Origin of the sequence: Nonomuraea sp. NPDC001636, from assembly GCF_040298265.1 — a bacterium.
Classification (GTDB): Bacteria; Actinomycetota; Actinomycetes; order Streptosporangiales; family Streptosporangiaceae; genus Nonomuraea.
This window is the reverse complement of the sequence record NZ_JBEOZT010000010.1, coordinates 163,691-189,862: the sequence shown is the minus strand read 5'-3', so window position 1 is coordinate 189,862 and position 26,172 is coordinate 163,691. Positions and strand designations below refer to the sequence as shown.

Genomic DNA, 26,172 nt, shown 5'->3' with positions numbered 1-26,172 from the left:
TTCCGCGACTCGTTGACACGCGGTCTCCGTATGGTGTGCCTTCATCTACACAGGAATCCCCCGCCTGAAGGTGAGGCATCATGAGGAAATGGTTCGCACGCCTGGCTGTGCTGGGCGTAGCGCTGTTAGTGGCCGGCCAAGGCGCGACGGCGGCCCAAGCCCAGGAACCTGCGGCGGGGAAGAAGATCCTACGCGTCGGCGCCACCCAGGCGATGGACCACATGAACCCGTTCCTGGCGGTCCGGCTGGTCTCCACCGCGATCCAGCGCACGATGTACGGCTTCCTCACCGTCCCTGACTCCAAGACGCTCCAGCCCAGCCCCGATCTCGCCGAGTCGTGGACGACGTCCGACGACGGGCTCACCTGGACGTTCAAGATCCGTAACACCAAGTGGTCCGACGGCCAGCCGGTCACGGCCGAGGACGCCGCCTGGACGTTCAACAAGATGATGACGGACGAGGCGGCCAAGACGGCCAACGGCCCCGCCGTCGAGAACTTCGAGAGTGTCACCGCCAACGGCCAGGACTTGATCATCAAGACCAAGGCCCCGCAGGCGTCCATGTTGGAGAACCCGGTCCCGATCATGCCCAAGCATGTGTGGGAGAAGGTCACCGACATGGCCAACTACGAGGGGGACACGTACCCGACCGTGGGCAGCGGCCCGTTCATCGCGGTCGAGCACAAGAAGGACCAGTACGTCAAGCTGCAGGCCAACCCCAACTACTGGCGGGGCAAGCCGAAGATCGACGAACTCCAGTTCATCTTCTACGACAACCCGCAGGCCGCCATCGCCGGGCTCAAGAAGGGCGACATCGACCTGCTCGGCCGCATGACGCCGCCGGAGTTCCAGGCCATCGAGAACGACCCGAACATCGAGGCGTGGAACACCCAGGGCCGGCGGGCGTCGTACCTGCAGATCAACCACGGCGCCACGACCACCGACAACAAGCCCATCGGCGACGGCCACCCGGCGCTGAAGGACCCGAAGGTGCGTCAGGCGCTGCACTTCGCCATCGACAAGCAGAAGCTGGTCGACGAGGTGCAGGGCGGTCTGGCCAAGCCGGCCGACGGCTCGATCATCCCGCCCATGTACAAGGACTTCTTCTGGGAGGCCACGGGTGACGAGAAGGTCACCTACGACGTGGCCAAGGCGAACAAGATCCTCGACGACGCCGGCTACAAGAAGGGCGCCGACGGCGTCCGGACGATGCCCGACGGCAAGCGCAAGCTGGAGTTCCGCTTCAGCATCCACACCGACACGCCGATCGAGGACAAGCTCGCCGAGTACCTGACCGGCTTCTGGAAGGAGATCGGCATCACGCTGACCACCCAGAAGCTCGACTCCAGCAAGTTCACCGAGGAGACCGGCGTCACGGCGCTGTTCGACATCGCGATCAGCGGCTGGTCGGTCAACCCCGACCCCGAGGAGGTCCTGGCCACCCACCTGTGCAGCCGCAGGCCCGCGCCGGGCGGCGAGGGCGGCGGCACCGAGTCGTTCTACTGCGACCCGACCTTCGAGAAGCTCTACCAGGAGCAGCTCAAGGAGCTCGACCGGCCCAAGCGCGCCGAGCTCATCAAGCAGATGGAGCAGCGGCTCTACACCGACGCCCCCGTGATCGCGATCTACTACACCAACGACCTCGAGGGTTACCGCAAGGACCGGATCACCAGCATCACCCCGATCCCCGAGGACAAGGGTCTGCTGTACGGCGGCAGCGGCTACTGGCCGTTCTACACGGCCGACGTCAAGGCGACCGCGGCCGGCGGCTCGGCCTCCGACGGCGGCTCCGGCTCCAACACCGGTCTCATCGTCGGCGTGGTCGGCGGCGTGGTGGTCATCGGTCTCGTGGCCTTCTTCCTGACCAGGCGGCGCAAGAGCGTCGCGGACGAGCGCGAATGACCACACCGCTCGAAGCAGCAGAGCCCGCCGCCGTCCAGGCGGCGGGCCCTGGTGAGGACAGCCCCGCCCGCCGCGGCACGCTGAAATACGCGTTGTCGAAGGCCGGCGGGGCGCTGTTCAGCATCGCCGCGGTGATCGTCGGGACGTTCTTCGTCTTCCGCATGCTGCCCGGCGATCCGGTGCGGAACCTGGCTCAGGGCCGCAACATGACCCCGGCGCAGCTCGACATGGAACGTCACCGGCTCGGTCTCGACAAGCCGGTGCTCGACCAGTTCTTCGACTTCGTCGGCAAGACGCTCAGGCTCGACCTGGGCACGTCGTACGAGTACAAGCGGCCGGTGCTCGACCTCATCGGCGAGCGCATCGGCCCGACGCTGCTGCTGGCCGGGACCGGACTGGTCATCGCGGTCAGCCTGGGCATCTGGCAGGGCACCAGGGCCGGATGGCAGCGGGGGAGCCGGTTCGACCGCTTCTCCACCGGTCTGTCGCTGGTGTTGTGGTCGGTGCCGACGTTCTGGCTCGGCCTGCTGCTGATGATGGTGCTGGGCGTGGGCATCGGCCCGATCCCCGGCATCTTCCCCTTCCGCGGCATCGAGAGCGTCGACGCGCCCGACGGGTTCGCGTACCTGCTCGACGTGGCCTCGCACATGGTGCTGCCGTGCCTGACCCTGGTGGCGGTGATCTACGCCCAGTACCTGCTGGTCATGCGGTCGTCGCTGCTGGAGGAGGTCAGCCAGGACTACGTCACCGTGGCACGTGCCAAGGGCCTGCGCGACGACGAGGTACGCCGCCGCCACGCGGTGCCCAACGCCCTGCTGCCCACGGTGACGCTGGTCTTCATGCGCATCGGCTTCGTGGTCGGCGGCGCGGTCACCGTGGAGACGATCTACACCTGGCCGGGCCTCGGACAGCTGTTCTACCGAGCCGTCCGGGTCCCCGACTTCACGCTCATGCAGGGCACGTTCATGCTCATCACCGTGGCCGTGATCCTCATGAACACGCTGGCCGACGTGCTCTACCACGTTCTCGACCCGAGGGTGAGGTCGGCATGACGAGTGTCGCTGCCACGCGCAGGCGGCAGGCGCTGACCAACTTCTGGACCGACTTCCGCAGGCACCGCGCCGGGGTGGCCGGGATGGTCGTCCTGCTGGTGGCCGTGGTGCTCGCGCTGGTCGCGCCGCTGTTCATCGACGAGGGCGTGACGAGCGTCATCGACGCCCCCGGCGACGAGTTCGACGCGCCCAGCCTGGCCTTCCCGTTCGGCACCGACGAGTCGGGCCGGTCGATCCTGCTGATGATCTGGTGGGGCTCGCGCGCCTCGCTGCTCATCGGCTTCCTCGCCGCGCTGCTCAGCATCGTGATCGGCATGGTCATCGGCATCGCCGCCGGGCACTTCGGCGGCTGGCTCGGCGGCGCGCTGATGCGGGTCACCGACTGGTTCCTGGTGCTGCCCTCGCTGGTGACCGCGCTGGTGCTGGCGGCCATCCTGGGCGGCAGCACGTTCACCATCATCATGGCGATCGGGGTCACCACCTGGCCGTCCACGGCCCGGCTGATCCGGGCGCAGACCTTCGCCGTCGAGGCCCGGCCCTACATCGAACGCTCCAAGGCGCTCGGCGGCGGCCACTGGCACATCACCACCCGGCACGTGCTGCCCAACGTGGCGCCGCTGCTGCTGGCCAGCACGACGCTGGAGGTGGCCAGCGCGATCGTCACCGAGTCCACGCTCGCCTTCCTCGGCGCCAGCGCGAACAAGACGTCGTGGGGCACCATGCTGCGCGGCTCCTACGACTACGGCGCGGCCAACGAGGGCGCGTGGTGGTACATCATCCTCCCCGGTCTGGCCATCCTCGTGGTCGTCATGGCGTTCACCCTCGTCGGACGGGCGCTGGAGGCCGTGCTGAACCCAAGGCTCAGGAGGGCGGCATGAGTCTCCTCGAACTGGACGACCTGTCGGTGACCTACCGCATCGCGTCGGGCGAGGTGCCCGCGGTGCGCGGCGTGTCGCTGACCCTCGACTCCGGCGCGGCGCTCGGCGTCGCCGGTGAGTCGGGATCCGGCAAGTCGACGCTGGCCATGGCGCTGCTCAGGCTCCTGCCCAAGAGCACGCGCGTCGGCGGCCGGATCCTGCTCGACGGCGACGACGTCCTCACCATGAAGTGGGGACGCATGCGGGCCGTGCGCTGGGCCGAGGCCTCGATCGTGTTCCAGGGCGCGCAGCACGGACTCAACCCCGTGCGCCGGATCGGCGAGCAGATCGCCGAGCCGCTGCTCGTGCACGGCCTGGCCAAGCCGGACGGCGCCCGCAAGCGCGTCGGCGAGCTGCTGGAACAGGTCGGCCTGCCCGCCTGGCGGGCCCGCAGCTACCCGCACGAGCTGTCCGGCGGTCAGCGGCAGCGCGTGATGATCGCGATGGCGCTGGCCTGCTCGCCCCGCCTGATCATCGCCGACGAGCCGACCACCGCGCTCGACGTGATGGTCCAGGCGCAGGTCCTGACGCTGATCAAGGAGCTGATCGCCGAGCACGGCATCTCCCTGATCATGATCTCGCACGACCTGTCGGTCCTGGCCGACGTCTGCGACCAGCTCGCGGTCATGTACGCCGGCCGGGTGGTCGAGCACGGACCTTCCCGCGAGGTGTTCCACGACGCCCGCCACCCCTACAGCCGGGCGCTGGCGGCCGCGTTCCCCACCGTGGGCGACCCGGTCTCGCGGCTGGCCCCCAAGGGGCTCGGCGGCGACCCGCCGGACCCGATGCAGCTCCCGACCGGCTGCGCGTTCCACCCGCGCTGCCCGGTCGCGCTGGACGAATGCGCGGGCCTCGACGTCGAGCTGTGGCCCGCCGGTCCCCGCCACGCCGCGGCCTGCGTGCACGTACGCTCCAAGGAGGAGGTCGAGGCTTCATGACCGAGACGCAGACCGCGGCCGAGACCGTCTCGACGGGCAAGGGCGCGCTGCTGGAGGCCCGTGACCTGCACGTCGCGTTCTCCTCGCGGGGCCGCAAGGCCCGCGCCGTCGACGGCGTCAACCTGGCGATCGGCCAGGGCGAGATCGTGGCCCTGGTCGGCGAGTCGGGCTGCGGCAAGACCACGCTGGCCCGCACGCTGCTCGGCCTGGAACGGCCCACGTCCGGCGAGGTCCGCTACGACGGCAACGCGCTGAACTACGGCTCCAGGGCGCTCCGGTCCTACCGCCGCCAGGTCCAGCTCGTCCTGCAGGACCCGATGGGCTCGCTCAACCCCCGCCAGACCGTCTACGAGGCGGTCGCCGAGGGGCCGCGCATCCACGGCCTGCCCGACGAGGAGGAGATCGTGGCCTCGGCCCTGTCCAGGGCCGGGCTGCGACCGCCCGAGCGGTTCTTCCTGCGCTACCCGCACGAGCTGTCCGGCGGGCAGCGGCAGCGCGTGGTGATCGCCGGCGCGCTCGCCCTCGACCCGAAGGTGCTGATCGCCGACGAGCCCGTGGCCTCGCTCGACGCCTCCGTGCGCGGCGAGATCCTGGCGCTGATGCTCAAGCTCAAGACCGACCTCGGCCTGTCGGCCCTGGTCGTCACCCACGACCTCGGCCTGGCCTGGAACATCGCCGACCGGGTCGCGGTCATGTACCTGGGGCGGATCGTCGAGTCGGGGCCGGTGGAGCAGGTGCTGACGGCGCCGCGGCATCCGTACACGCAGGCGCTGATGTCGGTGTTGCCGGAGTCGCCCGAGCGGATCGTGCTGTCCGGCGAGCCGCCGGACCCGACCAGGGTGCCGGGTGGCTGCCGGTTCCACCCCCGCTGCCATGTGCTGGCCTCCGGCCGCGCGGCGGAGGCGGGCGTGGACGCGGCCTGCCGGTCGCAGGCGCTGAGCATCCTGCCCGCGGTCCCCGACGCCCAGGCCGCCTGCCACTACGCGGCGGTCACCGGGTAGCTCACCCGCGGAACGCGTCGGCGTGCTCGCGCGCCCACTCGGCGAAGTCACGCGCGTCCCGGCCGGTGATCTCCCGGACGGTCGGGACGACCGTGTAGCCGACCTCCGGCGTGTTGCCCAGCGCGCCGACCAGGAACTCGATGGTCTGCTCGCCCATGCCGTCGGCGCGCCACTTGGCCCGCGCCTCGTCCACGGTGAGCTCGACGAAGCCGACGTCCCGGCCGACGGCCTCGGCCAGGACGGCGACCTTCTCCCGCAGGGTGATCGCGCGGGGGCCGGTCAGCACGTACGTGCGGCCGCCGTGGCCGCCCTCGGTCAGGACCTTCGCGGCCACCGCGGCGATGTCCCGCTCGTGCACCAGGGCGCTCAGCCGGTCGCCGAACGGCTCCTTGATGACGCCTTCCGTCCTGATCGTGTGCGCCCACCACTGGAGCGTGTTGGCCATGAACTCGACCGGGTGGAGCAGCGTCCACTCCAGGTCGGTGGCGGCGAGCGCCTGCTCCAGCTCGCCGTCCTCGCGGCCGCCGAGCACGGTGACCCGGCGCACGCCCGCCTTGACGGCCAGCTCGGCGAGCCCGGCGCCGTCGGGCAGCGGGGCGTAGTCGTCGCCGGCGAAGTTGATGAAGTGCACCCCCGTGACGCCCTCGAAGGCGGCGGCCAGGGAGGCCGGCTCGGCGAGATCGCCGCCGACGACCTCGACGCCCTCGGGAAGGGCGGCCTTGGCGGGGTTCCTGGTCAGTGCGCGGACCTTCTGGCCGGCCTGGAGGAGCTCCTCGACGACGAGGCGGCCGACGGTCCCGGTGGCACCGGTGACGAGGATGGTCATGTGAACCCCACTTCTTTCGGAACGGAACGTTCTGCTCTTACTATAGCAGAACGGAACACTTCATTCCGAATAGTTCTTGAGCCGGATCGCCACGGCCGCCCGGTGGATCGCCCCGGCGATCCGCTCGACGACCTTCTCCTTGCCCGGCAGGTACGGCAGCAGCCTGAGCATCCTGAGCTGGAACCACAGCGCCAGCCGTGAGCCGATCACCATGCCCCTGACGTTCACCGGGCCGAGCTCCTGGTTGACCCGGACGAACTCCCGCATCTCCCGCTCGTAGCCCGCCGCGCCGCCGCCCCCGGCCAGCTCGCCCGCCAGCACGTACGCGCCCACGATCGCCAGGCTCGTGCCCTGTCCGGAGGCCGGCGAGGCGCAGTAGGCGGCGTCCCCGAGCAGCACGACCCGGCCCTTCGACCAGCTGTCCATGTGCACCTGGCTGACCGAGTCGAAGTAGAAGTCGTCGGCCTCGCGCACCGCGCCGAGCAGCGCCGGCACCTCCCACTCGACCCCCGCCATGGCCTCGGCCAGCAGGTCCTTCTGGCGGCCGGTGTCGCGGTGGTCGTAGGACAGCGGCTGGGAGGCCCACATGAACAGCGCCTTGGCGGCGTCGTCCTGGCGGGTGCTGTAGACGTTGGCGGTGCGGCCGGGGGCGGCGTGCACGGCCTCCTCGCGGTCCAGGCCCAGGGTGTTGGGGACGGTGGAGATCGAGACGTAGTAGCCCAGGTCGCGGACGAACCGGGCGTCCTCCCCGAACACGATCCTGCGGATGTTGGAGCGCATGCCGTCCGCGCCGACGATCAGGTCGAACCGGCGGGGCGCGGCGTGCTCGAAGGTGACCAGGCCGTCGTCGGAGACGGCGGTGACGGAGTCGCCGAAGAGGTATTCGGCGTCGTCGCGGGTGAGGTCGTACAGGAGCTCGTTGAGGTCGCCGCGCATGATCTCGACGTCGTCGCCGGCGCGCCCGCCGAACAGGTCGGCGTCCATGGTGGCCACCCGGCGGCCCTTGCGGTCGTAGTGGGTGGCGACGCGCATGCCGGTGCTGCGGGCGGTGACCGCGTCCAGCAGGCCCATGCGCCCGATCACGTCGAGGGCGGCGCCGCGGATGTCGACCTTGTAGCCGCCGGTGCGGACGGCCGGAGCGCGCTCGACGACGGTGACGGTGCAGCCGTGGCGGCGCAGCCAGTAGGCCAGCGAGGTGCCGGCGATGCTCGCGCCGGAGATCAGGACGTTCTTCATGCCGAGAACAGTACAGCTGTCTCAGACGCTTGTCTAGGACGATGTTTTCAGACGTTCGTGTTAACGTCTGGGCATGGGAAACAGGGAAGACCTGCTGGCCGGGGCGAAGCGTTGCCTGATCGAGAAGGGCTACTCGCGTACCACCGCGCGCGACATCGCGACCGCGTCGGGCGTGAGCCTCGCGGGCATCGGCTACCACTTCAAGTCCAAGGACGCGCTGATGAACGAGGCGCTGTTCGAGGTGATGCAGGAATGGGGCGACGACCTGGCGCGGACGCTCGTCGCCGACATCGAAGAGGGCGCCTCACCGCTGGCGCGGTTCGAGGCGGCGTGGGACCGGGTGGTGGAGTCGTTCGACCGGCTGCGGCCGCTCTGGATCACCCAGCTTGAGCTGCTCGGGCAGATCGATCACGTGCCGGAGCTGCGCGAGCAGCTCGTCCCCGCGCTCAAGGGCGCGCGGCTGGGGCTCGCCGAGCTGTTCCACGACGTGCGGGCGGAGACGGACCCCGAACGGGCCCGGCTGGTGGGCTCGTTGTACCAGGCCATGCTGACGGGGTTCCTGGCGCAGTGGCTGCTCGACCCGGACAGCGCGTTGTCCGGGCGCGAGGTGGCCGAGGCCCTGCGCCTGGTGGGCGGCTCCTGAAAGGGATCGGGGGCTAGAAGGCGCTTATCGTGGCGGGGGCGCGTTCGGCCCTGCTGAGGGTGCGGATGACGGCGGTCGCGCCGTGCCGGTGCACCGCCAGGCGGGCCAGCAGCTCCACGACCGGCTCGTTGATCGACGGCGGCAGCTCCGGCGTCTCGACGCCCACGCTGGCGGCCAGGTCGTCGGAGTGCACGACCAGCTCCATCACCCTGGTGAGCAGGAAGTCGTCGAGCCGCAGCGACCAGCCGGTCCACGGCAGCCGCACGACCCGGTCCGCCGGCTCGGCGGGCAGCTCGGCCAGCAGCCGGTCCAGCAGCGCCTGCGTGCGCTCGACGAGCGCGGCGTGCCCGTCCGCGGCGGCCGCCTGGCCGCCCACCCGGACGCTGACGTTGCTCTCGTGGTCGAGGCCGGCCTGCACCCACGGCGACCTCGTGTAGTGCTCGATGAGCGGGATCGGCGCCCCGGGCTCCTCGCCGGAGTCGAGCACGTCGACGGCCCTGACGATCTGGTGGGCCAGGTGCCCGGCCAGGCCCGCGACGCTGAACTCGGTCAGCGCGCTGGGCTTGTCCCACGCCGCCCGCACGGCCGGGTCACGCAGCAGCGACATCGCCGACGCCGCGGCCACCAGATAGGACTGCCTGATCTCCCCCATATGCCGCCCTTCCCCCGGTTCAGGTGGTAACTCGGGGCCAAGACTATCCCTCGGCGATCCGCGGAGGGCCGCCGTCCTGCCCACTGAGACGGGGCGGGCTCAGGTCTGGCCGGGGCCCTCCGCCAGCACCTTCCCGATGGCCGACCGGACGAAGGCGCGGGTCAGCCTGCCCCTTCTGAAGCGGCTCAGCACCGGGCGCGGCGTGCCGTACCGGCGGGCGTGCACGTCGGCCAGGACGGCCTCCGGCGCGCCCATCCCGGCCAGCACGTCCAGGGCCTCCCGCTTGGTGATCAACCGGCCCTCCCGCAGCGTGACCGAGGCCCTGGCGACGGTCAGCACGCCGAGGTCCACCCAGACGTCCCGCAGCCAGCGCCGCCGCCCCCTGGTCTTGTCCAGCCAGAACTCGCGCAGGTCCGTGCGGACGAAGTCGGCCAGCACGGCGTCGGAGACGGCCGGCAGGAGTTCGGCGGGCGGCGGCCCGTGCAGCACGAGCGGGGCCGTGTGCAGCTCGCGGCGGGTCACCGCGGTCACCGGACGGCGGAAGATCTGCTCGTGGGCCCACGTCACGTGCTCGACCCGCGGGTCGGCCAGCTCCTCCAGCGGCAGGTAGGAGCAGTGGAGGAGGTCGGCGAGCGGCAGGCCGAGCCCGCGGTGCAACCCCTTGATCCGGCGCCACTGCTCCATCGTGACCGGTGTCTCCACCACCGCGATCAGGTCGAGGTCGCTGCGCCCCGGCTGGTAGTCGCCGGCGCCCAGCGAGCCGTGCGCCCACAGCGACACCAGGGGCACGACCTCGCCCACACCGTCTCGGAACCGCCGGAGCAGGACGTCTGTGGCCGCATGCATGATGTCCACTATGATCCATTCCCGGCCGTCCCGGAAGATCACCGGGGCGGGCCGTCAGGACGTGCTGAACAGAGCGCTCACCGACTCGCCGTCGTGGATCCGGCGCATGGCCTCGGCCAGGGCCGGCGCGATCGACAACACGGTCAGCTTGTCACTCGGCTTGGGCGGCGGCACGGTGTTCGTGCAGACGATCTCCATGACCTCGGGGAACGCGCTCAGCCGCTCGATCGCCCCGCCCGCGAACAGCCCGTGCGTGCACGCCACCCGGACGGAGTTGACGCCCTGCTCGCGCAGCCGGCCCAGCAGCTCGATGACCGTGCTGCCCTTGGCGATCTCGTCGTCCAGGATGATCACGTCCTTGCCGGCGACCTCGCCGATGACCGAGCTGATCACCACGCGGTCGTCGGCGAAGCGCTGCTTGGCGCCCATCGCGACGCCCGTGCCGAGCAGCCGGGCGAAGTGCGCGGCCTCCTTGGCGTTGCCCAGGTCGGGGGAGACGACGACGGTGTTCGACAGGTCGTGGCGGCGGAAGTGCGCGGCCAGCTCGCGCAGCGCGTGCAGGTGGTCGACGGGCACGCTGAAGAAGCCGTGCACCTGCGGCGAGTGCAGCGTCATGGCCAGCACCCGGTTCGCGCCCGCGGCCACCATCAGGTCGGCGACCAGGCGGGCGCCGATGGAGATGCGCGGCGCGTCCTTCTTGTCCGATCTGGCGTAGGCGTAATGCGGCAGGACCACGGTCGTCCTGGCCGCGGACGCGCCGCGCGCCGCATCGATCATGAGCAGCAGCTCGACCAGGTTCTCCTGCGTCGGCGGCACCAGGGGCTGGATGAGGAACACGTCGCGCTCGCGGCAGTTGGCCTGGAGCTGCACCTCAAGCGCGTCGTTGGCGAAGCGGGCGACCTTGACGGGGTGGAGCGGGGTGCCGAGGTGGGAGCAGATCTCCTCGGCCAGCTCGGGGTGGGCGCTGCCACTGAAAACCGTGATGTCTCGCACGATTCCCAAAGGATAGCTTCACGGGCTCACGTAGTGGTGGAGCAGGGCGGGTTCGCCGGCGGCGTTGAGCCAGCGCGCACGGGTGCTGCCGACGCGGCGCCAGCCCAGCCGCTCGTAGAGCGCGACGGCCGCCCGGCCCTCGTCGGAGACCTCCAGGAGGACGGGCGTGCCGGCGGCCTTCCGCACGGTGTCCAGCAGCAGGGGAGCCAGCCCGCGGCCCCGGGCGGCGGGCACCACGAAGAGCCGGGTGACCTGCGGGCCCTCGCCGGTGCCTGCCAGGCCGACGTGGCCGAGCACCCGGCCCTCCTCGACCGCCACCCAGGCGCGCAGGAGGTCGCCCGGAGTCAGCCAGCCCTGCGGGTCGGCCGGCCAGTCGACGGGGTAGCGGTCGGCGGCGTGCACCAGGGCCAGGGCGTCGGTGCAGGCGCTCAGGTCGGACGGCGTCCGGGGGCGGACGGCCATGTCGCCGGTCGTCACGTCAGCGCCTCGACGGTGAGCGCGTCGAGGTCGGGCAGGACCTGCCAGGCGAGAGCGAGGGCGTCGTCGTCGGGCGGGTAGCCGGGATGCGGCACGGCGATCACCCGCATGCCGGCCGCGTGCGCCGAACGCAGCCCGTTGCTGGAGTCCTCGACCGCCACGCAGTCCTTCGGGTAGATCTCCAGCCGCCGGGCGGCCTCCAGGTAGCCGTCGGGGGCGGGCTTGCCGCGCGCGACCTCCGCCGTGGAGACCGTGGTGACGAAGTACTCGCGCAACTCGGCCGCGTCGAGCACCACGTCGATCAACCGCCGCGGCGACGAGCTGGCCAGGCCGAGGGTGAAGTGCCCGGCCAGCCGGCGCACGGCCTCGCGGGCGCCCGGCAGCAGCGGCACGCCGTCCTGGTAGCGCTCGGCCATCTGGTCGACCACGCCCTCGGCGATCTCGTCGGGCGTCAGGCGCACCCCCAGCTCGTGCAGGTAGGTCGCCCACTCGCCGGTGCTCATGCCCATCAGCCTGGACTGCGTGTCGGGCCGCCAGGTGCCGCCGTGGTCGGCGACGAAGGCGCGCCGCACCTGCTCCCAGACGGGTTCGGAGTCGACGAGCACGCCGTCGAGGTCGAACACGCACGCTTCCATGACCACCCCCAATGAGATCAGCCTGGAACCACCCAATCACACCGTCCGAGCCGCTACGCCGCCGCTCCCTGTCCTTATTGCCCGAGTTTCATGCTATTGGGGCTGGTTGTTGAGCTACGAGCGTCCATTCAGGGGCATGCGAGCAGACATGGCAGACCTTCCATTTCATGACACGGGTGACTTCGAGGACGCCGATCGCGGCTTCATCGCGAAGCTGACCCCCGCCGTGGTCAAGTCGAGAAGCGGCGAGGTCGTCTGGGACAACGACTCCTACGCCTTCCTCAACGCCGAATGCCCCGAAACCGCTCATCCCAGCCTGTGGCGGCAGAGCCAGCTCTGCGCCAAACAGGGCCTGTACGAGGTCGCCGACGGCATCTACCAGGTACGCGGCCTGGACCTGTCGAACATGACCCTGGTCGAGGGCGACGTCGGCGTCATCGTCATCGACCCGCTGGTCTCCACCGAGTGCGCCGCCGCCGCGCTCGCGCTCTACCGCCGGCACCGCGGCGACCGTCCGGTCACCGGCGTCGTCTACACCCACAGCCACGTCGACCACTTCGGCGGCGTGCGCGGCGTCACCGACGGCAACGTGCCGATCCTGGCCCCCGCCGGCTTCATGGACCACGCGGTCTCCGAGAACGTCTACGCCGGCCCCGCCATGAACCGCCGCGCCGGCTACATGTTCGGCCTCGCCCTGCCGCACGCCCCGGACGGCCAGATCGGCTGCGGCCTCGGCATGACGTCCTCGACCGGCACCACGTCCCTCATCCCGCCCACCGTGGACGTCAGCCGCACCGGCCAGGAGGAGATCGTGGACGGCGTGCGGATCGTCTTCCAGCTCACCCCCGGCACCGAGGCCCCCGCCGAGATGAACTTCCTCTTCCCCGACCGCGACGCCCTGTGCCTGGCCGAGAACGCCACCCACAACCTGCACAACATCCTCACGCTGCGCGGCGCCCAGGTGCGCGACGCCCGCGTCTGGGCCCGCTACCTGTCGGAGACCCTCACGCTGCTCGCCGACCGGGCCGAGGTCGCCTTCGCCTCCCACCACTGGCCGACCTGGGGAAAGAGCAACATCGTCCGGTTCCTCCAGGAACAGCGAGACCTGTACGCCTACCTGCACGACCAGACCCTGCGCCTGCTCAACAAGGGCCTGACCGGCGCCGAGATCGCCGAGCAGATGCGGGTGCCGCCCGCGCTGGAACAGGTCTGGCACACCCACGGCTACTACGGCTCGGTCAGCCACAACGTCAAGGCCGTCTACCAGCGCTACCTCGGCTGGTACGACGGCAACCCCGCTCACCTGTGGGAGCACCCGCCCAGGGAGAGCGCGATCCGGTACGTCGAGTGCATGGGCGGCGGCGCGGCCGTCGTGGCCTTCGCCCGCCGCTACATCGAGGAGAACGACCTGCGCTTCGCCGTCCAGCTGCTGAACCACGCCGTCTTCGCCGACGAGGGCAACAAGGCGGCCAGGGACCTGCTGGCCGAGGTCTACACCCGGCTCGGCCAGGGCGCCGAGAACGGGACGTGGCGCAACTCGTACCTGACGGGGGCCATGGAGCTGACCGACGGCATCGCCCCCACCCGCGTCACCACCACCTCGCCCGACCTGCTCGCGGCCCTGACCGTGGAGCAGATCTTCGACTCCCTCGCCATCCGCGTGGACGGCCCCAAGGCCTGGCACGAGAGCCTGTCGATCGACTGGCACCTGACGGACCTGGGGGAGCTGTACCGCACCACGCTGTCCAACGGCGTGCTCGTCCAGCGGCTGAACCCGCCGGAGGAGCCCGTGGACCTGACGCTCCGCCTCACCAGGGCCCAGCTGCTCGGCCTGCTGGCCGGGAAGGGCGTGGAGGGGGTGGAGCGGGAGGGCGACATCACGGCGCTGCAGCGGCTGGTCGCCGTGCTCGACTCACCGGCCCGCGACTTCGCCATCGTCACGCCCTGAGCCACCGACTCCTTGGGCTTCTGACCACATGAGCCATTGACCCACGGGCCTCTGTCCCCGTGAGTCACTGAACCCCGGCGCCCTCAGCCGGGCGCGCCGCGCGTCGGTCCCGCCCATGCGGCCCTCGGGGCACACGGGCGTAGCGGACCGGCTCTCAGAGTTTGTACAACTTGTTGAACGGCGTCGTGATCCGTTCCTGCCGGGATCCGAAGTCGACCAGTACGGCGACGTCGTCCTCCACACCGATGACGACACCGAGGCCGAATCGGTCGTGGCTCACCCGGTCGTGCATGTCGAACTGCTCCGCGGGTGGCGCCGGAGGCGGCGGTTTGAAGGGACTTGTGGGCAGGTGACGACGAGAATCGCCGCTGGCTCGCTTCATCTCCTCCAGTATGCGCCCACCGGGTGAATACTTTGTGGCGTTCACACCTGTATGGACTCGGCGCGCGAGCGCGGGACCGTCGTCGTGGGCAGTCGTACGAACCGCAGGAAGGCCGGAAGCAGCCACGGACGCCGCCCCCAGACCGCCACCTTGCCCGTGAGCGCGGCCCGCGCCCTGGACATCCGGCCGAACAACAAAAGGTTCAGCGCCGCCGGGTCGAACCGCACGTGCGCGTCCACCTGCGGCCCCAGCTCGGCCACCGACACCCGCCCGTGGTCGAGCGCCAGCGCCGCCGGCGCGGTGTGCGCGGAGTGGAACCCGACGGTGATCCGGCGGGGCGGGGCGGGCGTCCCGGTGTCCATCAGATGTCCGTAGTCGTTCCTGATCATCCCGATGAGGAACAGGTCGAAGAACAGCCCGGCGTCCCGCGCGGGCACCGACCAGGGGGTACGGGTCGCGCGCGCGATGTCCCAGCCGTGCAGCAGCAGCTCGTTCAGCAGGTGGGCCAGCACGCCCGCGACGGGCACCCGCGCGTCGCCCAGCCACGGGACCGGCGTCGCCGGATCGACCTCCGCGCCGGCGCGCAGGATCTCCCAGACGTCGCCGCGCAGCCGCTCGGCCAGGACGACCGGGTCCCGCTCGGGGAAGTGCTCGAACGCCAGCTCGTTCAGGGCGCTCACCGTGTCGACGTTCGTGCCGAGTATCGGCTCGGCCAGCGCCGGGAAGGGCGTGGTCACGTCGCCGCGCACCACGCAGGTGTAGAGCGAGGCGATCGCGGTGACGTGGGCCGCGGTCTCGGCGACGGTCCACTCCCTGGTCGCCATGGCGTGGGGATCGACGATGGAGACCAGCTTCGCGAACCGGTCGGTGGCCGCCTTGAGCGAGCCGCGCACCGACGCCCATTTGCCGTACGTGATGAGCTCGTCCATGTTCTCTCCAGAGGTCCACGATCACGCTAACCCGGGTGACCTGGGCGGTCTTCTCCGGAAATGCTCCTCTGGGGCCGTCGTGGGCCCGTCCCGGGCGAAAAACGGTGGCGTCGCAGGACGGCGCGGCAGTTCACTTTGAGCACCCATCCAGATCAGAGGGAGCTCCATGATCGTTATCTCGGCGGCGTCGGGCGTGCTCGGCCGTCTCGTCATCGACCGGCTGCGCACCAGGGCGGACGTCGTCGCCGCCGTCCGCGATCCCGCCCGCGCGCCCGAGGGCGTGCCGGTGCGGCGGGGCGACTACGACGATCCGGCGAGCCTGCGCACGGCGTTCGAGGGCGCCGCCCGCCTGCTGCTGATCTCGTCGCCGGAGCTCGACCCCGGCCGCCGGATCGGCCACCACCTGGCCGCCCTGGCCGCCGCCGCGGACGTGGGCGTCGGCGCCGTCGTCTACACCAGCTTCCTGGACGCCGACACCGTCGCCACCGGCATGACCGAGGCCCACCACGCCACCGAGCAGGCCCTCCTGCGCAGCGGCCTGCCGTACACGATCCTGCGCCACCCGTTCTACAGCGACGCGTTCGTCCCCCTGGTCTCGGACGGTGAGCTGACCGGGAGCGGCGGAGGGCGCGGCCTGAACACCGCGTTCCGGTCCGACCTGGCCGAGGCGGCGGCCAACGTACTGACCGGCGAAGGCCACGAGGGCCGCGCCTACGACCTCACCGGGCCGCTGTGGACCCACCCGGAGGTGGCGCAGGCGCTGGGCGTGCCCTACCGCGAGGTCCCCGAGGCCGCCCCCGGCCCGATGGCCTGGCTGAACGCCCGGATCCGCGCCGGCGCCCTGGAGAGACAGACCCCCGACCTGGAGAACGTCCTCGGCCGCCCCGCCCGCACGATGCTCTCCCACCTCCACGCCACCCTCTGACCGCCCTACCTGCGGCTGCGCGACATCACGATGGCGATCCAGACGATGGTGGGCAGCAGAATCAGGAACACCATGATTCCGACACCGATGGCCATGCCCGCGTCGGAAAAATGCTGAGACGGCAGATCATCCTCCACCGGGCGATGCTATCGATCATCCCCGGCTCCCGGCCGCTGCCTCCGGTACGCCGGGGCTGCAGGAACGCGATGGCCGATACTGAGCTGTGCACCTTGAAGAGCAAGCCCGCGAGCTGGCGAGCCGCGTCTACGTGGCTCTGCGGGACGGCGGCCTCGACTCCGGCCCCGTCCTCGAACTGGCCTCCCTGCTGGAGGAATGGGGCCTGAGCACTGCGACCACGCGGGAGCTCCTGGAGTCCTCAGCCGCCCGGCTGGGCGCCGCCGACCTGGCCCGTCTGGGGGACGGCCTTCTCGACGACATCGACTTCCGGCCGGGCTTCGCCGTTGACCCCCAGTCGTGGGCGACGCTGGAGCAGGCGCTGGAGATCGTGGAACGCGACGTCCGGGCCAGTGGGATCACCGGCCGGCTGCGCCTGATCACCGACCCCCTGCGCGGCCGTCACGACGCGCAGGTGGAGTTCGAGGGTTCCTACCACGGCAACGGGATCCCGCCGGAGGCGGGCGGGGACGCACAGGGGGCGCTGTTGTCCCTCGCCGAGGCCGTCCAGGAGACCGTCATGGAGCTCACCTGGACGGTGTGGCCCGTCTGTCCCGCGCACGACCGTGGGCTGCACGTCGGAGTGTCGGACCGCGGGCCGGTCTGGCGGTGCGCCGGCGAGGGAGGGCATGTCGTCGCCCTGATCGGCGAGCTGCCCTGAGCACGACGGGCCGGGGACGCCGTCCTGCTCGCCGGTGAGCTGGGGCGGCTCGTGTGTAGGGTCCTGGGCCATGAGTGGTGACTGGCTGGGCGAGGCGGTCGAGCGGGCCTGCGGCGCGCTGGACCCGGCGTTCCGGCGGGTGAACCTGGAGATCCTCGGCAACACCGACCCGTTCCTGCACGCTCACGTCTGGCCGCGGTACGAGTGGGAGCCGGACCACCTGGTCGGCCGGCCGGTGTGGCTGTATCCGCCCGACAGCTGGACCGACCGGCGATTCGCGCTCGGCCCGCGGCACGACCCGGTGCGTGCGGAGATCGACCGGCGGCTCGGCGTCCTGTACGCGGCCCACGGAGCTCAGGGCCGAGCCGGCGGCTGAAGCGGGCCCCGGGACCGGCCAGATCTATTCCGAAGCGTGCAGAAGGGCGGCGGTGAGGAGCTTCAGGAACTCGGGGGCGAGGGCGGGGCTCGTCGCGATGGTCGCCCGGGAGGCCATGTCGTGGGGACTGCCGTCGAGGTCGACCACCAGGGCCCCGGCCTCGCGGGCGATGACGACGCCCGCCGCGGTGTCCCACGGGTTGTTGCTGAGCATGACGCTCGCGTCGACCTTGCCGTCGGCCACCCACACGAGGTCGATCGCGGCTGAACCGAGCATCCTGACGCGCTGGACGCGCGCGGCCAGTTCCTGGGTCAGGGCGAAGCGGGGACGGTTGCGTTCCGCCGCGTCCGCGCCCACCGCGTAGTCGCCCAGGGCGACGACGGCGTCCTGGAGTTCCGCGGCGCCGCTGACCTGGACGGGCGCTCCGTTGGCCGTCGCGCCGGCGCCTCGGGCGGCCGAGTAGCGGACGCCGAGGAACGGCAGGCCGACGACGCCGAGCAGCGGCACGTCCCCGTCGACCAGGCCCAGGGAGACCCCGCACAGCGGGATGCCGTGCAGGAAGTTGGCCGTGCCGTCCACGGGGTCGAGCACCCACGTCAGGCCCTGGCCCGCCCGGCTCGCGCCCTCCTCCTCGCCGAGGAAGCCCAGCTCGGGCGTCTCCTTCGAGAGGAACTCGCGGACGGCGTGCTCGACGGCGTAATCGACCTCGGTGGCCATGTCGCGGTCGCCCTTGGCGGTGACGACGCCGGGCGCCCGGGTCGTGATGATCTCGCCGGCGATCTACGCGGCCCGCTCGGCGACGGGCAGCAGCGTCCGGACGTCGATGGTCATGCGGGCCGTCCTAGGGCAGTTCGGGACGCGTCAGGGCCTTGGCGAACGGCTCTCCGGTGGCCCGCGCGTGCGCCATCCGCGCGCGAGCCGCGCCGAGCGTGCGCGGCCGGTAGCCGGGCCCGCCACAACAACTCTTGTGGAAGCCGACACCCGCGTGCAGCAGCAGCGAGAGCACCCGCCAGGCCGCGGTGTCGCGCCGCCGGGGAGCCGCGAAGGCGGAGCCCACGTGGATCAGCGGCCCGCCGCGCCGCGGGCAGGACCGCCCCCGGTCGCCGGGCAGCGGGTAGGGCTGCTTGTACGAGGCCCGGCAAGGCAGGCAGACGAACGACGTCTTCGCATGACCCATGCGCCCAGGGTAGCCGCGTGACCGCCCGGATAACGGGCGGCCCCGCTGCGCGCACCTCACGCTGATCTCCCACACTACGTAACGGATTAGTCACTCAAACGACTATGGTCACGATAAGTGATCGCTCGACAGCATTGGGTCTCCCCGAGGAGTGGAGGCAGATGTGGCCAGTGAGTTCCAGCGCAAGAAGGTCGGCGGAGTCTTCCGGGCGATGGACGTCGACGGCGACGGCCGGCTGACCCAGGCCGACTTCCAGGCGCTCGCCCACCGCTGGTCGGCCGTCGCGGGTCCGGCCGGCCCGGAGCGGCTGACCTCCGTCATGACCGGCTGGTGGCCGGTGCTCAGGGCCGCCTCGGGCGGCGACGCCGGCGTCTCCCTCGACCAGGTGCTCAGCGTGGTCGACGTGCTCGGCGACATGACCGACGCGGTCACCGGCACCGCCGACGCGATGTTCGAGGCCATCGACCTCAACGGCGACGGCCTCATCTCCCGTTCGGAGTACGGCGCGCTGATCGAGACGTGGAACGGCGCCCCCTCGGCGACCGACGACATCTTCCCCCGCCTCGACCTGGACGGCGACGGCCACCTCTCGCGCGAGGAGTTCCGCCTCCACTGGACCGAGTTCTGGGCCGGCGACGACCCGGACGCCCCCGGCTCGTACGTGTTCGGCGCGCCGCCCGAATGACCTCAAGGCCGGAAAGGCGGCCCCGCCGGCCGGAGCAGCGCCGGGGGCAGCACGTCGCCGTCGGCGAACGGCCGGCGGCCGACGAGCTCCTCGGCGGTCCCGCCGGGCACGCCGGCCCCGCGGAGCACCTCGACGGCGTGCCCGGCCGGCAGCAGGTCGAGCCAGCGCAGCACGGCCGCCCGATGGGCGTCGGCGTCCAGCTCGCCGTGCACCCTGAGCCGGGCCAGGCCGCCGTCGGGGAAGACGTCCAGGCGGACGTGCGTCACGGGCGTGGACGACACCGGGCGCAGGAAGTGCCGGGTGTCCGGCTGCAACCGGGTCTTCGGGATCAGCTCGAACCACTCGGCGCCCGCGTCCGGAGAGTCCGCGCCCGGAAGGTCCACGCGAAGGTCCGCGTCCGGATGGCCCGCGTCGGTTCCGCTCAGCGAGGCCCAGCCGGGCGCGTTGCCGACGAAGTACGACGTGTCGATCTCCACCCGGCGCACCCGCCCGCGGCCCGCCAGCCTGACCGTCACGTGGTCGTTGCCGCCGTCGCGGCGGCGGGCGTTCTCCCAGCCGTCGCCCATGATCCGGGCCCGGCCGGGCAGCAGCAGCTGCACCGGCGCGGAGTAGAACGTGTTCGAGCAGGACACCACATTGCCGCCGTGCTCCAGCGCGGCCAGGTCGATCGTGCCGTCCAGCAGGCGCGGGTCGGGCACCGGCTCGCCGTGCACCCGGAACCGGGCCACCCCGCCGTCGGGGTAGATGCTCAGCCGCACGTGCGTCCAGCGCCGCCGGTCCGCGACCTCGAACGCGTTCTCGGCGTCGCCCCTGATCGCGCTCTTCCCGACGATCGTCTCCCAGTTCGCCCGCTCCAGCTCGGCCGGTGACGGCGTGCCCTCGACGCCGGTCGCCTCCACCGAGGCGTACGGCGGGTAGTTGCCCTTGAACCAGGCGGTGTCGATCACCACCCCGCGCACCACGCCGGGCACGCCCAGCCGGACGATCGCGTAGTCGTTCCCGGGCTCGCGCCGGCGACGGGTCTCCCAGCCGTCGTACACCTTGCCCTTGTGGCCGAAGTCCTCCGTCGAGAACGCGGCGGGGCCGGGCTTGATCAGGTTCTCCCGTTCGGCGAACAGCTCGTCGTTGGCGTACACGACGCTGCCGGCCAGCGCGCGCGAGGCCAGGTCAGGGAAGTGGGTGAAGGTCATGCTTCTCCTCGGTCGAGCAGCCGGCCCCGCGGCGGGCCGTCGATGTCGATGCGTTCGCCGCGCAGCCAGCTTCCGCGGACCACGCCGGCGAGCGTGCGGCCGTGGTAGGGCGTCACGGGGTTGCGGTGGTGCAGCCGGTCCTTGTCGGCCACGAACGTCTCGTCGGGCGCGAACACGCAGAAGTCGGCCTGGTGGCCCGGCGCGATCCGGCCCTTGCCGGACAGTCCGGCCACCTGCGCGGGGCGTGCGGCCATCCAGCGCGCCACGTCGGTCAGGGGGTGGCCGCGGCGTCTGGCCTCGGTCCACACCGCGGGCAGGGCGAGCTGCAGCGACGCGATGCCGCCCCAGGCGAGGCCGAAGTCGCCGGTGTCGAGCCGTTTGAGCTCCGGCGTGCACGGCGAGTGGTCGGAGACGACACAGTCGATCGTGCCGTCGGCGAGCCCTTGCCAGAGCGACTCGCGGTTGGCCGCCTCGCGGATCGGCGGGCAGCACTTGAACGGGGTGGCCCCCTCGGCGATCTCCTCGGCGCCGAACGTCAGGTAGTGCGGGCAGGTCTCCACGGTGATCCGCACGCCGTCGTCCCGGGCCGAACGGATCATCGGCAGCGCGTCCGAGCTGGACAGGTGCAGAACGTGCACCCGGCAGCCGGTCCGGCGGGCCAGCTCGATGACGTTCGCGACCGCGAGGTTCTCCGCGCCGCGCGGGCGGGAGCGCAGGAAGTCACGGTAGCTCGCGCCGCGCGCGGGCGGCGCGTGCTCGATCACCTGCGGGTCCTCGGCGTGCACGATCATCAGCGCGTCGAACGTCGCCAGCTCTCGGAGCGCGTCCGCCAGCTCGGCCGGCTCCAGGGGAGGGAACTCCGCCACGCCCGAGTGCAGTAGGAAGCTCTTGAACCCGAACACGCCCGCGTCGTGCAGCCCGCGCAGCTCGGGCAGGTTGCCCGGCACCGCGCCGCCCCAGAAGCCGACGTCCACGTGCGCCTGCCCGCGGGCGGTCGCCCGCTTCACCCGCAGCGCCGCCGCGTCGGTGGTGGGCGGGACGCTGTTCAACGGCATGTCGACGATCGTCGTGACGCCGCCGGCCGCGGCCGCCCGGGTGGCGGTCGCGAACCCCTCCCATTCGGTCCGTCCGGGGTCGTTCACGTGCACGTGGCTGTCCACCAGGCCGGGCAGCAGCACCTCGTCGTCGCCGAGCCGGACGACCTCGGCGGCCGTCAGGTCGGCGTCCAGCGGCTCGACCGCGACGATCGTCCCGTCCCGTACGCCGATGCTGCGGGCCACCTCTCCGTCGTCGGTGACCACGCGACGGGCCCTGACCAGCAGGTCCAGCCGGGCCATCAGGCGGCACCTCCATGGTTGCGCCGTCCCGCGCGGACCGGCCGGGCGACGGTCGCGGCCCCGCCGGTAATCGGCCACCCGGTCACGGTCTTGGGGCGCGGCGTCCCGTACGTGCGCACCTTGCTCGTGGTGAGGCCGAGCCGGACGAGCCCCTCGGCGAGGGCGACCGCCGCGGCCACGCCGTCGACGACGGGCACCCCGGTGGCCGCGGTGATCTTCCGGTCGAGTCCCGCCATGCCACCGCATCCCAGGCAGATCACCTCGGCCCGGTCGCCGGTGACGGCCTCCCGGGCCTGGGCGACGATCGCCTCGACGGCCCGGCCGGGATCCTCCTCCAGCTCCAGGACCGACAGCCCGCTGGCCCTGATCGACGCGCACCGGCCGGCCAGCCCGGCCAGCCGCAGCCGGTCCTCGATCTGCGGCACGGCGCGGTCCAGCGTGGTGACCACCGAGTACGTACGCCCGATCAGCATCGCGACCTGCGCGGCCGCCTCGGTGATGTCCACCACGGGGACGTCGAGCAGCTCCTGCAGCCCCTCGCGGCCGTGCTCGCCGTACCCCGCCTGGATCACCGCGTCGTACGGCTCGTCGTAGCGGACGACCCGGTCCATCACGGCGACCGCCGCCAGGTAGCTCTCGAAGTTCCCCTCCACCGACTCCGGCCCGAACGACGGGGTGAGCGCGACGATCTCGACGTCCGGCGAGGCGTGCGCCGCCGCCTGGGCGTGGATCGTGTCGGTCATCGACCGGGTGGTGTTCACGTTCACGATCAGGATGCGCACGTCAGCCCCCCGTCCCGGCGCGCACGGCACGCAGCTCGGACGGCGTGACCCCGGCCAGGGCGCCCAGCTCGGCCGCGCCGATCGCGCCGCAGTCGAGGCCGCGGGCGAGGAACCCGGCCATCGCGCGGGCGGTCGCCGGCTCGTCCAGGAAGCCGGACGGCTCGCGTTCGCGATAGCCGCGCAGCCGGGCCGCGGCGGCCGGCAGCCCCTCCCTGAAGAAGGAGTGGACGGCGGCGTACCGGCTCGGGAGCTGCCAGGGATGCAGGTCCCAGCCCTGGTAGAGGCCACCTTCCAGGGCACGCAGGACCAGACGCGCGTGCAGCCGCCAGGCGGCGCGGACGGCGTCGCCGTCGCCCACCGGCAGCACGTTGCTCGACCCGTCGCAGACGCGTACGCCGGTGCCGGCGGCGGCGACCTGCATCACCGCCTTGGCGTGGTCGGCGACCGGATGGTCCGCGCTCTGGTACGCCGCCGACACCCCGAGCGCGGCCGAGTAGTCGTAGGTGCCGTAGTGCAGGCCCGTGCAGCGCCCGGCCGCGGCGCGGATCATCGACGGCAGCGGCGAGAGGCCGTCCGCGCCGAGGATCGCCTGCGGCGTCTCCACCTGGAGCTCGAACCGCAGGCTCCCGCTCGCCAGCCCGTACGCCGCCTCCAGCCGTCCGGCGGCCAACGCCATCGCCTCCACCTGCTCGACCGAGGTCACCTTCGGCAGCGTGACGACGAAGCCGCCGGGCGGCGGTCCGAGGGCCTCCAGGAAGATCGCCAGGGTGCGCAGGCCGCGCCGCCGGGTCGGCGCCTCGAAGCTCTTGAACCGGATCCCGCAGAACGGCGAGCCGGTGCCCGCGGCGGTGGCCTCGGCCAGGGCCTTCGCGGCGGTACGGGCGGCGGCGTCCTCGTCGGCGTCCGGGCGGTGGCCGTAGCCGTCCTCGAAGTCGATCCTGAGGTCTTCGACCGGTTCGCGGGCCAGCTTGGCCCGGACCTGGTCGTACACCTCAGCCGCCGTCCGCGGCGGCAGGCCGAGCGCGCCGGCGAACTCCGTGGCGGTCCGGCCGTGCTCGGCCAGCGCCGCCAGCGCCCGCCGGCCCCACGCCGGTACGGTGTCCGCCGTGTAGCGGTCGGCCGGGACGTACACGGTGTGCACCGGCTGCCGGGTGGCCGGGTCGCCGGGGTAGGCCGTGCGCAGCCGCTCGTCCGCGGCGGCGAGCCGGACGTCGAGCTCGGCGGTGAGCCCGGAGAGGAAGGCCGCGTCGCTCATGAGCCGTCCTCGACGACCCGGAAGGACGACGGGAACAGCAGCGCCGGGTCGCGGCGCAGGTGGTCGCGCTCGGAGTAGGCGGCCTTCATCGTCTCGAAGCAGGTCTGCGCGCGCAGCCGCATCGACTCCTCGTCCACGCCGGGAATCGTCCGGTCGCGCATCACCGGCCGGCCGTCGATCACCACGGTGGCCACGTCGGCGCCCGTGCAGTTCATCAGCATCGTCCTGATCGGGTCGTCGACCGGGCCGGTGCGCGGGCCGGAGAGGTCCACGACGACCAGGTCGGCCTTGGCGCCGGGGGCGAGCCTGCCCAGGTCGTCCCGGCCCAGCGCGCGGGCGCCGCCCAGCGTGGCGGCCCGGTAGTAGTCGGCGGCCGAGCCCGCGTCCAGCCGTCCGGTGACCAGTTTGGCCAGGTTGTTGCCGTAGTCCATGTTGCGGATCATGTCGGGCGGGAAGGAGTCGGTGCCCAGCGCCACGGTCACGCCGGCCGCCCGGTAACGGTCGAAGTCGCGCAGCGCGTCGCCGTACCTGACGAAGGTGAGGGGGCAGTGCACGATCCCCGCCAGCGCCGCGAGCCGGTCCGGTGATCCCTCGAACGGCGTGCCGGGATCGCCGAGGTACAGGGCGTGCGGCACCAGCAGCCGCGGGCCGAGCAGGCCCACCTCGGCCAGCACGTCCAGGGGGTGCCGGTCGTACCATTCGCGCAGCAGCCGCAGCTCCGTCAGCCCCTGCATGCAGTGCAGGCGCACCAGGCAGTCGAGCTCCTCCGCGGCCTGGGCGGTGGCGCGCAGCAGGTCGAGGGTGACGGTCTCGATGCGGCACGGCAGCAGCGCCCCCCGGATCCGGCCGTCGTGGGCGCCGTCGACGTCCCGGACGAAGCGGACGGCGTCGGCGAGCCCCCGCTCGCCGAGTCCGGGCTCCCAGTGCACGTCCCGGCTGCCGTCGGCGCGCAGCACCGGCACGCCCGAACGGTAGGACGGCCCCAGGTACATGCGCAGGCCGAGCCGCCCGGCGATCTCCACGACGCCGGCCAGCTCCTCGTACGACTCCGCCCAGGCGCTGTGCGTCTCGGCGGCGATCGGCATCGCCGTGGTGATGCCGTTGCGGATGAGCTGGGTGAGCGCGTACTCCCGCATGAAGAGCGTGTCCTCCGGCGGGAAGACGGCCCGGCGCCGGTTGACGGCGTAGTCGTGCGACCAGTTCAGCCCGCTGGAGTCGGCGTGCCAGGTGTCGAGGACGGCGTGGTCGATGTCGGCCAGCGCGTCCAGGTCGATGAAGCCGGGCCCGACGATCGCCTCACCGGCGTCGATCACCTCCTCGACCGGCCCTTCGTAGGAACGGCCGACGTGCACGATCCGGTCGCCGTCGTAGACGACGCACGCGTCGCGGTGGATGACGTGGTCCTCGCCGTCGAAGCCGATGACGAACGACGCCCTGATCAGCGTGCTCACTGTGTGTTCCTCCGGGTCGGCTTCCATCCGGGCCTGGGCACGGCGGCCAGCAGGGCGCGGGTGTACTCCTCCTGCGGCTCGCGCAGCAGGGTGCGGGTGGCTCCGCGTTCCACGACGCGGCCGTGCCGCATCACGACGGCCGTGTCGCTGATCTGGTTGACCACGGCCAGATCGTGGGAGATGAAGACGTAGCTGATCGAGCGCCGCTCGCGGATGTCGGCGAGCAGGTTGAGTATCTGCGCCTGGATCGACACGTCGAGCGCGGCGACCGCCTCGTCCAGCACCAGCACCCGTGGCTCCACCGCCAGGGCGCGGGCGATGGCCACGCGCTGGCGCTGCCCGCCGGACAGCTGCCTGGGCAGCATCGCCGCGTGCCGTTCGGCCAGGCCCACCGATTCGAGCAGGTCCAGCGCCTTCTTCCGGCGCTCGGCGGAGGTCAGCGGGAAGTGCAGGGCAAGGCTCGTCTCGACGACGTCGCCGACCCGCTGCAGCTTGTCCAGCGACGAATAGGGGTCCTGGAAGACGATCTGGATCTCCCGTGCCCGCCTGCGCCGCTCCGCCGCCGAGACCCGGCCCGCCGTCCGCGGCCGCCCGCAGACGCTGATCGTGCCGCTGGTGGGCGTCTCCAGGCCGAGCAGCATGCGGGCGACGGTGGTCTTCCCCGACCCGGACTCGCCCACGATGGCCAGCGACTCGCCCTCGGCCACGGTGAAGGAGACCTCGTCCACCGCCGTGGCCGGGCCGTACACCTTCCGCAGCCGCTGCGCCTCGATCACGCTCATG

29 protein-coding genes are annotated in these 26,172 nt (G+C 71.9%); 11 read left to right on the top strand and 18 right to left on the bottom strand.

What is annotated here, in order from left to right:
• Nucleotides 1–80 precede the first annotated feature (80 nt).
• The 5 genes from ABT158_RS21080 to ABT158_RS21060 are packed head-to-tail and all read left to right on the top strand — an operon-like array spanning nt 81 to nt 5,809.
• On the top strand, nt 81–1,901 hold the full coding sequence (locus tag ABT158_RS21080) for an ABC transporter substrate-binding protein (RefSeq protein WP_352355691.1): 1,821 nt from the start codon (nt 81–83) through the stop codon (nt 1,899–1,901).
• The gene (locus ABT158_RS21075; protein WP_352355689.1) at nt 1,898–2,953 is read left to right on the top strand and encodes an ABC transporter permease; all 1,056 of its coding nucleotides are present in this window, start codon (nt 1,898–1,900) and stop codon (nt 2,951–2,953) included. The genes ABT158_RS21080 and ABT158_RS21075 overlap by 4 nt, the downstream gene beginning before the upstream one ends.
• Nucleotides 2,950–3,831, top strand: coding sequence for an ABC transporter permease (locus ABT158_RS21070; RefSeq protein WP_352355687.1), 882 nt, complete (start codon nt 2,950–2,952; stop codon nt 3,829–3,831). The genes ABT158_RS21075 and ABT158_RS21070 overlap by 4 nt, the downstream gene beginning before the upstream one ends.
• Nucleotides 3,828–4,808 (top strand): ABC transporter ATP-binding protein, encoded by a 981-nt coding sequence (locus ABT158_RS21065; RefSeq protein WP_352355685.1) that lies wholly within the window; start codon nt 3,828–3,830, stop codon nt 4,806–4,808. Before ABT158_RS21070 ends, ABT158_RS21065 begins: the two co-directional genes overlap by 4 nt.
• Complete coding sequence (locus ABT158_RS21060) at nt 4,805–5,809, top strand: ABC transporter ATP-binding protein (protein ID WP_352355683.1); 1,005 nt, start codon at nt 4,805–4,807, stop codon at nt 5,807–5,809. Before ABT158_RS21065 ends, ABT158_RS21060 begins: the two co-directional genes overlap by 4 nt.
• 1 nt (nt 5,810) lies before the next feature.
• Here ABT158_RS21060 and ABT158_RS21055 read toward each other — a convergent pair whose 3' ends face one another.
• The gene (locus tag ABT158_RS21055) at nt 5,811–6,635 is read right to left on the bottom strand and encodes an NmrA family NAD(P)-binding protein (protein WP_352355681.1); all 825 of its coding nucleotides are present in this window, start codon (nt 6,633–6,635) and stop codon (nt 5,811–5,813) included.
• Nucleotides 6,636–6,695: 60 nt separating this feature from the next.
• Entirely contained in the window at nt 6,696–7,871 is a 1,176-nt protein-coding gene (locus ABT158_RS21050; protein ID WP_352355679.1) for an FAD-dependent monooxygenase, read from the bottom strand.
• A 73-nt stretch (nt 7,872–7,944) separates the two neighbouring features.
• Between ABT158_RS21050 and ABT158_RS21045 the strand changes: the two genes are divergently transcribed.
• Nucleotides 7,945–8,514, top strand: coding sequence for a TetR/AcrR family transcriptional regulator (locus ABT158_RS21045; RefSeq protein ID WP_352355677.1), 570 nt, complete (start codon nt 7,945–7,947; stop codon nt 8,512–8,514).
• A gap of 13 nt (nt 8,515–8,527) precedes the next feature.
• Here the strand turns inward: ABT158_RS21045 and ABT158_RS21040 are convergent, their stop codons facing one another.
• From ABT158_RS21040 to ABT158_RS21020, 5 genes are all read right to left on the bottom strand, one after another.
• Complete coding sequence (locus tag ABT158_RS21040) at nt 8,528–9,166, bottom strand: maleylpyruvate isomerase N-terminal domain-containing protein (protein ID WP_352355675.1); 639 nt, start codon at nt 9,164–9,166, stop codon at nt 8,528–8,530.
• Between the two features lie 99 nt (nt 9,167–9,265).
• On the bottom strand, nt 9,266–10,012 hold the full coding sequence (locus tag ABT158_RS21035) for a nucleotidyltransferase domain-containing protein (RefSeq protein WP_352355673.1): 747 nt from the start codon (nt 10,010–10,012) through the stop codon (nt 9,266–9,268).
• A gap of 54 nt (nt 10,013–10,066) precedes the next feature.
• A complete protein-coding gene (locus tag ABT158_RS21030; protein WP_352355671.1) occupies nt 10,067–11,005 on the bottom strand; it encodes a ribose-phosphate diphosphokinase in 939 nt (312 codons plus the stop codon).
• A gap of 18 nt (nt 11,006–11,023) precedes the next feature.
• Entirely contained in the window at nt 11,024–11,482 is a 459-nt protein-coding gene (locus ABT158_RS21025) for a GNAT family N-acetyltransferase (protein WP_352355669.1), read from the bottom strand.
• On the bottom strand, nt 11,479–12,117 hold the full coding sequence (locus ABT158_RS21020) for an HAD family hydrolase (RefSeq protein ID WP_352355667.1): 639 nt from the start codon (nt 12,115–12,117) through the stop codon (nt 11,479–11,481). Before ABT158_RS21020 ends, ABT158_RS21025 begins: the two co-directional genes overlap by 4 nt.
• 148 nt (nt 12,118–12,265) lie before the next feature.
• Here ABT158_RS21020 and ABT158_RS21015 point away from each other — a divergent pair, with 148 nt between their 5' ends.
• Nucleotides 12,266–14,065 carry an alkyl/aryl-sulfatase gene (locus tag ABT158_RS21015; RefSeq protein WP_352355665.1) on the top strand — a complete coding sequence of 600 codons (1,800 nt, stop codon included), beginning with the start codon at nt 12,266–12,268 and terminating at the stop codon, nt 14,063–14,065.
• Nucleotides 14,066–14,219: 154 nt separating this feature from the next.
• Here ABT158_RS21015 and ABT158_RS21010 read toward each other — a convergent pair whose 3' ends face one another.
• Entirely contained in the window at nt 14,220–14,447 is a 228-nt protein-coding gene (locus ABT158_RS21010) for a hypothetical protein (RefSeq protein WP_352327393.1), read from the bottom strand.
• A 41-nt stretch (nt 14,448–14,488) separates the two neighbouring features.
• Entirely contained in the window at nt 14,489–15,376 is an 888-nt protein-coding gene (locus ABT158_RS21005) for a maleylpyruvate isomerase N-terminal domain-containing protein (protein WP_352355663.1), read from the bottom strand.
• A 166-nt stretch (nt 15,377–15,542) separates the two neighbouring features.
• Here ABT158_RS21005 and ABT158_RS21000 point away from each other — a divergent pair, with 166 nt between their 5' ends.
• Nucleotides 15,543–16,301 (top strand): NAD(P)H-binding protein, encoded by a 759-nt coding sequence (locus ABT158_RS21000; RefSeq protein WP_352355661.1) that lies wholly within the window; start codon nt 15,543–15,545, stop codon nt 16,299–16,301.
• A gap of 5 nt (nt 16,302–16,306) precedes the next feature.
• Here ABT158_RS21000 and ABT158_RS20995 read toward each other — a convergent pair whose 3' ends face one another.
• Complete coding sequence (locus ABT158_RS20995; RefSeq protein WP_352355659.1) at nt 16,307–16,438, bottom strand: hypothetical protein; 132 nt, start codon at nt 16,436–16,438, stop codon at nt 16,307–16,309.
• 86 nt (nt 16,439–16,524) lie between these two features.
• Here ABT158_RS20995 and ABT158_RS20990 point away from each other — a divergent pair, with 86 nt between their 5' ends.
• Nucleotides 16,525–17,136 carry a hypothetical protein gene (locus ABT158_RS20990; protein ID WP_352355657.1) on the top strand — a complete coding sequence of 204 codons (612 nt, stop codon included), beginning with the start codon at nt 16,525–16,527 and terminating at the stop codon, nt 17,134–17,136.
• 70 nt (nt 17,137–17,206) lie between these two features.
• The gene (locus ABT158_RS20985; protein WP_352355655.1) at nt 17,207–17,512 is read left to right on the top strand and encodes an HIT family protein; all 306 of its coding nucleotides are present in this window, start codon (nt 17,207–17,209) and stop codon (nt 17,510–17,512) included.
• Between the two features lie 24 nt (nt 17,513–17,536).
• Here the strand turns inward: ABT158_RS20985 and ABT158_RS20980 are convergent, their stop codons facing one another.
• Entirely contained in the window at nt 17,537–18,292 is a 756-nt protein-coding gene (locus tag ABT158_RS20980; RefSeq protein ID WP_502911558.1) for an inositol monophosphatase family protein, read from the bottom strand.
• Nucleotides 18,293–18,353: 61 nt separating this feature from the next.
• The gene (locus tag ABT158_RS20975) at nt 18,354–18,689 is read right to left on the bottom strand and encodes a hypothetical protein (protein WP_352355653.1); all 336 of its coding nucleotides are present in this window, start codon (nt 18,687–18,689) and stop codon (nt 18,354–18,356) included.
• Between the two features lie 163 nt (nt 18,690–18,852).
• Here ABT158_RS20975 and ABT158_RS20970 point away from each other — a divergent pair, with 163 nt between their 5' ends.
• Nucleotides 18,853–19,374, top strand: coding sequence for an EF-hand domain-containing protein (locus ABT158_RS20970; protein WP_352355651.1), 522 nt, complete (start codon nt 18,853–18,855; stop codon nt 19,372–19,374).
• A 2-nt stretch (nt 19,375–19,376) separates the two neighbouring features.
• On the opposite strand, the gene alc is transcribed toward ABT158_RS20970, so the two are convergent.
• From alc to ABT158_RS20940, 6 genes are read right to left on the bottom strand one after another with little or no spacing between them, the layout of a single operon-like run.
• Entirely contained in the window at nt 19,377–20,564 is a 1,188-nt protein-coding gene (gene alc, locus ABT158_RS20965; RefSeq protein ID WP_352355649.1) for an allantoicase, read from the bottom strand.
• Nucleotides 20,561–21,901, bottom strand: a complete 1,341-nt coding sequence (gene allB, locus ABT158_RS20960) for an allantoinase AllB (RefSeq protein WP_352355647.1) — start codon at nt 21,899–21,901, stop codon at nt 20,561–20,563. Before allB ends, alc begins: the two co-directional genes overlap by 4 nt.
• The gene (locus ABT158_RS20955) at nt 21,901–22,683 is read right to left on the bottom strand and encodes an aspartate/glutamate racemase family protein (protein ID WP_352355645.1); all 783 of its coding nucleotides are present in this window, start codon (nt 22,681–22,683) and stop codon (nt 21,901–21,903) included. Before ABT158_RS20955 ends, allB begins: the two co-directional genes overlap by 1 nt.
• 1 nt (nt 22,684) lies before the next feature.
• Nucleotides 22,685–23,938, bottom strand: coding sequence for a DUF6986 family protein (locus ABT158_RS20950; RefSeq protein ID WP_352355643.1), 1,254 nt, complete (start codon nt 23,936–23,938; stop codon nt 22,685–22,687).
• A complete protein-coding gene (locus ABT158_RS20945) occupies nt 23,935–25,389 on the bottom strand; it encodes an amidohydrolase family protein (protein WP_352355641.1) in 1,455 nt (484 codons plus the stop codon). Before ABT158_RS20945 ends, ABT158_RS20950 begins: the two co-directional genes overlap by 4 nt.
• Entirely contained in the window at nt 25,386–26,171 is a 786-nt protein-coding gene (locus ABT158_RS20940) for an ABC transporter ATP-binding protein (protein ID WP_352355639.1), read from the bottom strand. The genes ABT158_RS20945 and ABT158_RS20940 overlap by 4 nt, the downstream gene beginning before the upstream one ends.
• Nucleotide 26,172: the final 1 nt, after the last annotated feature.